We start from the raw sequence: 815 nt of genomic DNA on the forward strand, positions 1-815 counted from the left end.
ATGCAGACCGTAATGCTCGCCATGTGCAAGAGGCTGATGAAGCTGTTTATATTGGTGCTTCAAAAGTATCGGAGTCTTATCTCTCCATCGCTAAAATTATTGAAGCTTGCAAAAAAACAGGGGCGGATGCAGTTCACCCCGGCTATGGTTTTTTGTCAGAAAATACTGATTTTGCTCAGGCATGTATCGATAATCAGATTACCTTTATTGGGCCTACCGCTTCTGCAATTGAGTTAATGGGCAGTAAACGCCTTTCAAAAATCGCCATGATTGAGGCGGGCGTCCCTTGTGTGCCGGGGTATGAAGGTGACCGACAAGATCTCGAATATTTAACAACTCAAGCTGAGCAGATTGGCTTTCCAATTATGGTCAAAGCTTCTTCGGGTGGTGGCGGTCGTGGCATGCGTTTGGTACAGCAAACATCCGAGTTGTTTGAGGCATTACAAACCGCACGTTCAGAAGCTGAAAATGCTTTTGGTTCTGGCGAGCTCATTTTAGAAAAAGCAGTTATTGCTCCGCGTCATGTCGAAATCCAGGTTTTTGGCGATACACACGGCAATTATGTCTATCTATTTGAACGTGATTGTTCGATTCAGCGCCGTCATCAAAAAGTAGTTGAAGAAGCTCCATGTCCGGTGATGACGCCTGAACTGCGTCAGAAAATGGGTGAGGCAGCTGTAGCAGCGGCAAAAGCATGTGCTTATGTCGGGGCAGGTACAGTTGAGTTTTTGCTAGATGCATCGGGTGCATTTTACTTTTTGGAGATGAATACCCGTTTGCAAGTGGAGCATCCTGTCACTGAGCTTATTACGGGG

The 815-nt window shown here is 46.0% G+C and carries 1 protein-coding gene; it reads left to right on the top strand.

Features of this window, described 5'->3' with window-relative positions; translation table 11 throughout:
- The coding region (locus C1642_RS19310; protein WP_228153865.1) for a biotin carboxylase N-terminal domain-containing protein at positions 1 to 815 on the top strand (815 nt) is incomplete at both ends.

The organism is Acinetobacter sp. AKBS16 (assembly GCF_002899995.1).
GTDB lineage: Bacteria > Pseudomonadota > Gammaproteobacteria > Pseudomonadales > Moraxellaceae > Acinetobacter > Acinetobacter baumannii.